General features: G+C 64.3%; 11 protein-coding genes. 3 read left to right on the forward strand and 8 right to left on the reverse strand.

The window, feature by feature from the left end; translation table 11 throughout:
- The 3 genes from JNN06_RS11250 to JNN06_RS11260 form a co-directional block, all read left to right on the forward strand.
- Positions 1-910 (forward strand): VWA domain-containing protein (locus JNN06_RS11250; RefSeq protein ID WP_291239685.1); only part of this gene is annotated, 910 nt, incomplete at its 5' end.
- Positions 907-1,446, forward strand: coding sequence for a cytochrome c oxidase subunit 3 (locus JNN06_RS11255; RefSeq protein WP_291239686.1), 540 nt, complete (start codon positions 907-909; stop codon positions 1,444-1,446). The genes JNN06_RS11250 and JNN06_RS11255, both read left to right, overlap by 4 nt.
- Positions 1,443-1,694, forward strand: a complete 252-nt coding sequence (locus JNN06_RS11260) for a hypothetical protein (protein WP_291239687.1) — start codon at positions 1,443-1,445, stop codon at positions 1,692-1,694. Before JNN06_RS11255 ends, JNN06_RS11260 begins: the two co-directional genes overlap by 4 nt.
- 9 nt (positions 1,695-1,703) lie before the next feature.
- Here JNN06_RS11260 and JNN06_RS11265 read toward each other — a convergent pair whose 3' ends face one another.
- The 8 genes from JNN06_RS11265 to JNN06_RS11300 form a co-directional block, all read right to left on the reverse strand.
- A complete protein-coding gene (locus tag JNN06_RS11265; RefSeq protein WP_291239688.1) occupies positions 1,704-2,402 on the reverse strand; it encodes a Crp/Fnr family transcriptional regulator in 699 nt (232 codons plus the stop codon).
- 12 nt (positions 2,403-2,414) lie between these two features.
- Positions 2,415-3,089, reverse strand: a complete 675-nt coding sequence (locus JNN06_RS11270; RefSeq protein ID WP_291239695.1) for a NapC/NirT family cytochrome c — start codon at positions 3,087-3,089, stop codon at positions 2,415-2,417.
- Positions 3,089-3,553 carry a nitrate reductase cytochrome c-type subunit gene (locus tag JNN06_RS11275; RefSeq protein ID WP_291239689.1) on the reverse strand — a complete coding sequence of 155 codons (465 nt, stop codon included), beginning with the start codon at positions 3,551-3,553 and terminating at the stop codon, positions 3,089-3,091. The genes JNN06_RS11270 and JNN06_RS11275 overlap by 1 nt, the downstream gene beginning before the upstream one ends.
- 11 nt (positions 3,554-3,564) lie before the next feature.
- Positions 3,565-6,063, reverse strand: coding sequence for a nitrate reductase catalytic subunit NapA (gene napA / locus JNN06_RS11280; protein ID WP_291239690.1), 2,499 nt, complete (start codon positions 6,061-6,063; stop codon positions 3,565-3,567).
- A complete protein-coding gene (locus JNN06_RS11285) occupies positions 6,060-6,365 on the reverse strand; it encodes a chaperone NapD (protein WP_291239691.1) in 306 nt (101 codons plus the stop codon). The genes napA and JNN06_RS11285 overlap by 4 nt, the downstream gene beginning before the upstream one ends.
- Positions 6,350-6,634, reverse strand: a complete 285-nt coding sequence (locus JNN06_RS11290) for a 4Fe-4S dicluster domain-containing protein (protein WP_291239692.1) — start codon at positions 6,632-6,634, stop codon at positions 6,350-6,352. Before JNN06_RS11290 ends, JNN06_RS11285 begins: the two co-directional genes overlap by 16 nt.
- The gene (locus tag JNN06_RS11295) at positions 6,631-6,741 is read right to left on the reverse strand and encodes a hypothetical protein (protein WP_291239693.1); all 111 of its coding nucleotides are present in this window, start codon (positions 6,739-6,741) and stop codon (positions 6,631-6,633) included. The genes JNN06_RS11290 and JNN06_RS11295 overlap by 4 nt, the downstream gene beginning before the upstream one ends.
- A 445-nt stretch (positions 6,742-7,186) precedes the next feature.
- Positions 7,187-7,912: a FadR/GntR family transcriptional regulator gene (locus JNN06_RS11300; protein ID WP_291239694.1), complete on the reverse strand. Its 726-nt coding sequence runs from the start codon at positions 7,910-7,912 to the stop codon at positions 7,187-7,189.
- Between the last annotated feature and the right edge of the window lie 241 nt (positions 7,913-8,153).

Here is an 8,153-nt window from a genome sequence, read left to right on the forward strand (position 1 = left end):
GCTTTCCGGAATTGCCACCTATCCCGAATGGGACGTCAGAACCCACAGCTACCTGCCAGCGCATAGCCGCGTGCTGCACAGCCGCGCCGAAGCCGGCAGCCTGACATCCCCGTTTCGGGACGACCCGCGCGCCACCGCGCGCATTCGCGCCGTCCGCCGCCAGTTCGAGGCTTTGCGTCCCAGCCTCGTCTCGATCCCTGGTTTCCCGGATGGCGACGTGCTGGACACCGACCGGGCGGTGCGGGCGCGGGTCGATCTTTCTGCCAGCGGCGAGGGAACGGATCGGGTCTGGCGCCAGACCCGGGCAGAGCGCCGCGATCTGGCCGTGTCGATCCTGCTGGATGTGTCGCGCAGCACCGAAAGCGCGATTCCCGGCCATGGTCATGACGGGCGCAGCGTGATCGACATTGAACGCGAGGCGCTGGCGGCGCTGGCCTGGGGGCTTGAGGCCTGCGGCGACAGCTTTGCCATCCATGCCTTTTCCTCGCTGCGGCGGGACCGGGTTTTCGTGCAGGAGGCCAAATGCTTTGACGAGCCGATGGGGCCGGGGGTCGAGGCCCGCATCGCGGCCCTGCAACCGGGGCATTACACAAGGCTGGGGGCGGCGATCCGGCATGTCTCTGCCGGGTTGGCGCGGCAGGCGCGCAAGCGGCGGCTGCTGCTGGTGCTGACCGATGGCAAACCCAATGATCTGGACCATTACGAGGGCCGCCACGGCATCGAAGACAGCCGTATGGCGGTGCAGGAGGCGCGCCGCGCGGGCCATGCAGTGTTCGGTATCACGGTGGATCGTGACGGCAAAAGCTGGTTCCCGCGCCTGTTTGGCCCCGGCGCCTATGCGCTGATCCCCGAGCCTGACCACCTGACCCGCGCCTTGCCGCAGATCTATCGCCAGCTGGTCACCGGATGACCGCGCGGCAGGAGGCCTTGCCGGGCGATCTGAAGATGTGGGTCTTGATCCTGTCGGAACTGGCGGTGTTCGGGGCCGGGTTGCTGGCCTTCCTCGCGCTGCGCCTTGGCGATCCCGCCGGATTTGCCGAGGCGCAAAGCCATCTGCACCGGCTTGGCGCCGGGGTGAACACCATGGTTCTGGTCACCTCTGGCTGGCTTGCCGCAGTGGCGGTGGAGGCGGCACGGGCCGGGCAGCGCTGGCACCTGCGGGCCGGTCTCGGGCTGGCCGTGCTGCTGGGGGCAGTGTTCCTGACCCTGAAGATACAGGAATATGCCGCACTTTGGGCGCAGGGCATCAGCTTTGAAAGCCATGCGTTTTACCTGTTCCACATGCTGCTGACCGGCTTTCACGCCGCGCATGTTCTGGCGGGGATGGTGTTGCTGGCGCTGGTGGCAGGTCTTGCCACCCCGCGCGCGGTCGAGGCGGGGGCGGCCTTCTGGCATATGGTGGATCTGGTCTGGGTGCTGCTGTTTCCGGTGGTATATCTGCTATGACACCCGCCACCCGCACCCTGACGCGCTGCTGGATCGCGCTGCTCTTGCTGGCTGCCGCCTCCACGCTTGTCATCGGGCTGAGCCCGCCATGGCTGAGCCTTGCGGTGCTGACCTTGGCCGGGGCAAAGGACTGGCTGATCCTGACCCGCTATCTGGGCTTGTCCGCCGCGCCCCGGATGGCGCGCGGCTTCGGGGTGGTGCTGGCACTGTTCCTGATCTGCGCCGCAGCCCTCGCGCTCGCAGCCTGAGGGCAGCCCTCAGCGCGCCCAGGCCAGCGCCGGGTCTTCCTCGACATAGCAGCGCAGCGCGGCGAGATCGTCGATCTGGGCCACGTTTTGCCGGATCGTGACCCCCTGATCCTTCAGGCGCGCAAAGGCCCTGCTGAGGCTTTCGGGCTTCATGCCCAAACGCCCGGCGATCAGGATCTTGTCATAGGGCAGGGTCACCTCGCAGCTGCCCGCCTCGCAATCGGCCAGTTCCAGCAGAAATTCGGCCACGCGCTGTGCCCCGGTCTGCGCCTTCAACGCCTCGACCTGCGCCACCAGACCGTGCAGATGCCCGAACGTGGCCGAAAGGATCGCGATGGCCACCTCGGGGTTTTCACGGATCTGGCGCAGAAAGGCATCCGCCTCGATGCGGATCAGGTTGCACTCCGTCACGGCCTCGGCGGCGACGGGGTAGGTGTCGGACCGGAAGGCCACCGCCTCACCGAAAGAGGCGCCCCGGGTGAACACGCCGACCACCGCCTCGGTGCCGTTGGGGGCGATGCGATACAGCTTCACCCAGCCCTCGGCCACGATATAGATCGCCCGGGCGCGTTCGCCCTGCAAGAAGATCGTGGCGCCCCGGCTGAACGGGCGCAGATGCGCCTCGGCCAGCACGGTGGTCGCCACCGCTTCGGGAACCGAGGCCAGCAGCACCGAGCTGCGCGCCAGTTTCACCAACTCTGCCTTCATCGCCTGATCCCCTCAATCCGCCGTTTTGCGGATATAGGCCTCCACCTCGGCGCTGCCGCCCTGGCCGGTGGTCATCGGCGGCGTGCCATGCGAGCTGGCGCCAAACATGTCTTGCCCGTGCATGTCGGGCAGCTGATGCGCGATGCCCTTGTGGCAGTTGATGCAGGTCTTTTCGCCGGTGAACAGAAAGCGCTCATGCGCCTCGGATGCGCGTTTGCTTTGGCGGGTGATGTCCATGGATTCCATGGAGTGACAGTTGCGGCATTCCAGACTGTCATTCGCCTCCAGCCGCGCCCATTCGTGCTGGGCCAGCTCCAGCCGCTTGTTGAGGAACTTTTCGCGCGTGTCGATCGTGCCAAAGATCTTGCCCCAGACCTCTTTGCTGGCCTGCATCTTGCGGGCAATCTTGCGCGGCCAGCTATGGGGCACGTGGCAATCGGGGCAGGTGGCGCGCACGCCCGAGCGGTTGGTGTAATGGATCGTGGTTTTCAGCTCCTCATACACATTGTTGCGCATCTCGTGGCAGCTGGTGCAGAAGGCCTCGGTATTGGTCACCTCCAGCGCGGTGTTGAACCCGCCCCAGAAGATGATCCCCATGACAAAGCCCCCCATGGTGAGGAAGCCGAGGCTGAGATGGGTCGCCGGATGGGCAATGATGAACCACAGCCGTTTCAGAAAGCGCAGCATCATTCACCCCCCGTGCCAAGGCCCTGCATGTTGTCCAGCACGCTGTCCACATCGACAAAGCCGTTCACGACCGGCGGTTCGGCATCATGCTGCACCACATGGCATTGGGTGCAGAAATATCGCCGGGGGCTGACCGTGCCGAGAGTCTGGCCCTCGCGGTCCATGAAATGCGTGACCGAGATCATCGGGGCCTGACTGTCCTCCACCGCCGTGCGGCTGTGGCAGGTGAGGCATTTGTTCACGTTCAGATCAATCTGGTAATTGTCGGTCTTGTGCGGGATCAGCGGCGGCTGGTCAGGATAGTTGCGCACCTGTTTCACATCGGCATTGATCACCGGCGGGATTTGCGGCGCCTCGGATTCCTCGGCCAGCGGCGTATCGGGGCGGATGCCGCCCAACTGGTTTTCGGCATGCAGCGGCAGCGCAACCAGCAGGGCACAAGCAAAAGCAAAGCGTTTCAACATGATGGCCCCCTTCATACGGCTTCGATGCGGATGGCGCATTTCTTGAAATCCGCCTGTTTCGAGATCGGGTCGGTGGCATCCAGCGTCACCTTGTTGATCAGGCGGCGGGCATCGAACCACGGCACGAAAACCAGCCCCTTCGGCGGCTTGTTGCGCCCGCGCGTCTCTACCCGCACGCGGATCTCGCCCCGGCGCGAGATCACCCGCACCTCCGAGCCGCGCCGCAGCTTCAAGGCCTCGGCATCATCGGGGTGCATGTAGCACAGCGCATCCGGCACCGCCTGATACAGCTCTGGCACCCGCTGCGTCATCGAGCCCGAATGCCAGTGTTCCAGCACCCGGCCGGTGGACAGCCAGAACGGATATTCGGCATCCGGCGCCTCGGCGGGCGGTTCATAGGGCAGGGCAAAGATATTCGCGCGCCCATCCTTGTTGCCGTAGAAATGGAAGGGCTTGCCGTTCTTCACATAGGGGTCGTGGTCGGCGTTGAAACGCCAGCGGGTTTCCTGCCCATCCACCACCGGCCAGCGCAGGCCGCGCACCTCGTGATAGGTATCAAAGGGCGCAAGGTCATGGCCATGGCCGCGGCCAAAGCTCGCGTATTCCTCGAACAGGCCCTTTTGCAGGTAAAAGCCAAAGGCCTCGGCCTCCGGGTTGGCATGGCCCTCGGCCAGATGATCGGGGCCAAAGCGGTTGACCTGCCCATTGGCGAACAACACGTCAAACAGGGTCTTGCCCTTGAACTCGGGGTTCGCCGCCAGAATTTCGGCGGGCCAAACCTCATCCGTGGTGAAGCGTTTGGAGAATTCGACCAATTGCCACAGATCCGAGCGCGCCTCGCCCGGCGCATTCACCAGCTGGTGCCAAAGCTGCGTGCGCCGCTCGGCATTGCCGTAACCGCCTTCCTTCTCCACCCACATGGCAGAGGGCAGCACCAGATCGGCGGCCTCGCAGGTGACGGTGGGGTAAGCATCCGAGACCACGATGAAATTCTCGGGGTTGCGATAGCCGGGCAGCCCTTCCTCCATCATATTGGGCGCGGCCTGCATATTGTTGGTGACCTGCACCCAATAGCAGTTGATCTTGCCATCCTTCAGATCGCGGTTCTGTTTCACGGCATGGGAACCCAGCCAGTCGGGCAGCAGGCCCTGCGGCAGCTTCCACAGCTCTTCGGCATGGGCGCGATGTTCGGGGTTCGTCACCACCATATCGGCAGGCAAGCGGTGCGAGAAGGTGCCGACCTCGCGCGCCGTGCCACAGGCCGAGGGTTGCCCGGTCAGCGAGAAGGGCGAATTGCCGGGGGTGGCAATCTTTCCGGTCAGAAGGTGGATGTTGTAGATCAGGTTATTGGCCCAGACCCCGCGCGTATGCTGGTTGAACCCCATGGTCCAAAGCGACATCACCTTGACCTTGGGATCGGCATAAAGCCGGGCCAGCGCCTCCAGCTGTGCCACCGGCACACCGCTGATTTCGCTGGCTTTCTCGGCGGTGTAATCGGCCACGAAAGCCGCGAATTCCTCAAAGCTCATGGGCTCTGACGCGTTCGGCTCCTTGGTATTGGCCGCCGCCTGTTCCAGGGGGTGTTCCGGGCGCAGGCCATAGCCGATGTCGGTGGCCCCGCGCTTGAAATTCACATGCTCGCGCAGGAAGGCCTCGTTCACCGCGCCGGTCTGGATGATGTGATTGGCGATATAATTCAGGATCGCCAGATCGCTTTGCGGCGTGAAGATCACCGGAATATCGGCCAGATCGAAGCTGCGATGGGTATAGGTGGACAAGACCGCCACCTTCACATGCGGATGCGCCAGACGGCGGTCGGTGATCCGGGTCCAGAGGATCGGGTGCATCTCGGCCATGTTGGAGCCCCAAAGCACAAACGCATCCGCCGCCTCGAAATCGTCATAGCAGCCCATCGGCTCGTCGATGCCGAAGGTGCGCATGAAGCCTGCCACGGCGCTGGCCATGCAATGCCGCGCATTGGGATCCAGATTGTTCGACAGAAAGCCCGCCTTCATCAGCTTGACGGCGGCATAGCCCTCAAAGATCGTCCATTGCCCCGAGCCGAACATGCCGATGCCCTTGGGGCCTTTTTCGGCCAGGGTTTTCTTCCACTTCTCGGCCATGATGTCGAAGGCCTCGTCCCAGCTCACCGGCTCGAACGTGCCATCCTTGTGGTAGACGCCATCCTTCTTGCGCAAAAGCGGCGTGGTCAGCCGGTCTTCGCCATACATGATCTTGGACAGGAAATAGCCCTTCACGCAGTTCAGGCCGCGATTGACCTCGGACTTGCTGTCGCCATGGGTGGCGACCACGCGGCCGCCCTTGGTGGCCACCATGATCGAACAGCCGGTGCCGCAGAACCGGCAAGGCGCCTTGTTCCAGGTCAGTTGCGTCAGGTCGGCCTCGGTCACCAGATTTTGCGCTTCCGCCGGGATGGGCAGGCCGATGGCGGCGGCGGCGGCCATGACGGCCTGCGCCTTGATGACATCGCGCCGGGACAGGTCGATCATGGCTGGCTTCCTTCTTTGGGGGCTGTGGCTTCGGGGGTCAGGATGTGCTGGTACACCAGCGCGGCATGGGCCACGCCGGGCATCTGCTGGATCGCTGACAGGGTGGCGGTGATCACGCGCGCCTCCGGCGCCTCCATCACCATCACGATCTTGCCAGAGGCGACATCTTCGGCACCAATGCTGGTGCCGGGCAGCGCGGCCAGCACGGGGCGCAAGCTGCCAAGGCGCTGCGGATCGCAGCGCAGGGCAAAGCTGGCGATATGGTGTTCAGGTGTCTGTGCGGCGGTCAGGGGGCGGGGCATGAGGTCGCCTCGGGGGTCAGGGTCAGCGCCCGCGTGGGGCAGGGGGGCAGGCAGTCGCCGCAGGCGGTGCAGGCAGTCGGGTCGATACGGATCGCACCCACCGGGCGAGCGGTCAGGTCAAAGCGCAGGGCCGGGGTCGGGCAGGCATCGGTGCAAAGGCGGCAACTGATCCCCGCCACCAGCAGGCAGCGCCCGGTCAGCGCGATGCGAGGCGGGCGCGGGCGCCCGGTCAAAAAGGCGCGGCGGGTGGGCATCTGCGGCGCGCTCATCCCGGCGGCCCGAAGATCATCTGCCAGACCCAGATCGAGAGACCAAGCGTGCCAACGCCCGCAATGGCCAGGATCGGCGCCAGAAAGACGGCCAGAAACACGAACACATTGCGCTCTGTCCGGGGCGAAGGGGGCTGCGGGGCGGGAGGGGGTTCGGAACCCAAGGCTGTCTCCAGTCTTGTTGGCGGCAAAGTTGATTTATGTCTGATCTGCGACAGGCAGAGCCATCCGGCCCCTCAGGCGAAGTTCGATCACCAGAGGGTCAGATTCGTTGCGTTTTCTTAAGAAAATATGGGGTTATCCATGATGCCTCCTGGTTCGCACCACATCTGAGTAGCTGCGACGACAGGAATAATCTTTGATATACATCAATTCACAGCGGCGCTTGACGACGGGAGATCTCGGTTGTGCGCACTCAACAGCATCTATGGGCTTACGCGCATTTTGAAGCGGGCGGACAGCATCCGGCTTTCATCAGCCATGGGCAGCTGCACAGACGAGGCGCAGCCTACATCCGATAAGGAAGATTATGTAATCTGTAACGCCGTGGGTTCAGCGGCGGTTGTTTCTCAGCCATTGCCGATAGCGATTTTGGCTGTTGTGCAAATGGGTGCGCATGGCGTGGCGCGCGGCGTTTTCGTCGCCGTTCTGGATCGCGGTCACGATGGCCTCATGTTCGCTGAGCAACCGCTGGGCATATTCCGGCGTTGATCCCATTTCTGGCCCGTCGCTGACGGCGCGGCGCGGGATCAGGGCGGTGCCGATCAGGCGCAGAAACTCGACAAAGCGCGGGTTGTTCGCCGCCTCGGCAATGCACAGATGCAGGGCGAAATCGGCTTCGGCCGAAGGAAGACCGGCTTCCTGTTGCTGGCGGAAATGGTCGAAGGCTTCGAGAATGCGCTCCTCCTGGGCCGGCGAGCGCCGCAAGGCAGCCAAGGCCGCCGCATCGCCCTCCACAGCGGTGCGCAGCTCCAGCATTTCGATCAGCGACGAAACGCGCGCCGGATCGACAAGGGTAAACCCCGTTGCCTCGACCGGTGCGGGCGACAGCACAAAGACCCCCGCGCCCTGCCTGGGCTCCACCAGCCCATCGGAGCGCAGCGCCGCAATCGCCTCACGCACGACGGTGCGGCTCACGCCAAAATCCTGCGTCAGCTGCGCCTCCGACGGCAGACGGTCCCCCGGCTTGAAACGGCCCGCCGTAATCTGGGTGCGCAGCGCCTCGCTGACTTGCAGCACCAGCGTCTTGCCTTGCGCAGGGGGAAGATTGCCATTCATCTTGATCGCCACATATTCCAGCTTTCACCAGCCTTACCCGCCCCTTGGCCTGCTGCACAATGCCTGATGAAGGGCCTGGGGCTGTTGCGCCTCAGGCCCAATCTTCGGGCCAAAGCCCCTCGGGCAGGTTTTGCAGCGCGACCGGGCGCAGGAACCGCCGGATCGCCAAGGTGCCAACCGAGGTGGCGCCGAAATTGGTGGAGGCCGGATAGGGGCCGCCATGCACCATGGCATCGCAGAC

Origin of the sequence: Gemmobacter sp., assembly GCF_016792925.1 — a bacterium.
Lineage (GTDB): Bacteria > Pseudomonadota > Alphaproteobacteria > Rhodobacterales > Rhodobacteraceae > Gemmobacter.

What these genes read in the sequence shown, in the direction of transcription:
- JNN06_RS11255 (WP_291239686.1), top strand. Translation starts at nt 907, where the DNA reads ATGACCGCGCGGCAGGAGGCCTTGCCGGGCGATCTGAAGATGTGGGTC.
- JNN06_RS11260 (WP_291239687.1), top strand. Translation starts at nt 1,443, where the DNA reads ATGACACCCGCCACCCGCACCCTGACGCGCTGCTGGATCGCGCTGCTC.
- JNN06_RS11265 (WP_291239688.1), bottom strand. Translation starts at nt 2,402, where the DNA reads ATGAAGGCAGAGTTGGTGAAACTGGCGCGCAGCTCGGTGCTGCTGGCC.
- JNN06_RS11270 (WP_291239695.1), bottom strand. Translation starts at nt 3,089, where the DNA reads ATGCTGCGCTTTCTGAAACGGCTGTGGTTCATCATTGCCCATCCGGCG.
- JNN06_RS11275 (WP_291239689.1), bottom strand. Translation starts at nt 3,553, where the DNA reads ATGTTGAAACGCTTTGCTTTTGCTTGTGCCCTGCTGGTTGCGCTGCCG.
- napA (WP_291239690.1), bottom strand. Translation starts at nt 6,063, where the DNA reads ATGATCGACCTGTCCCGGCGCGATGTCATCAAGGCGCAGGCCGTCATG.
- JNN06_RS11285 (WP_291239691.1), bottom strand. Translation starts at nt 6,365, where the DNA reads ATGCCCCGCCCCCTGACCGCCGCACAGACACCTGAACACCATATCGCC.
- JNN06_RS11290 (WP_291239692.1), bottom strand. Translation starts at nt 6,634, where the DNA reads ATGAGCGCGCCGCAGATGCCCACCCGCCGCGCCTTTTTGACCGGGCGC.
- JNN06_RS11300 (WP_291239694.1), bottom strand. Translation starts at nt 7,912, where the DNA reads ATGAATGGCAATCTTCCCCCTGCGCAAGGCAAGACGCTGGTGCTGCAA.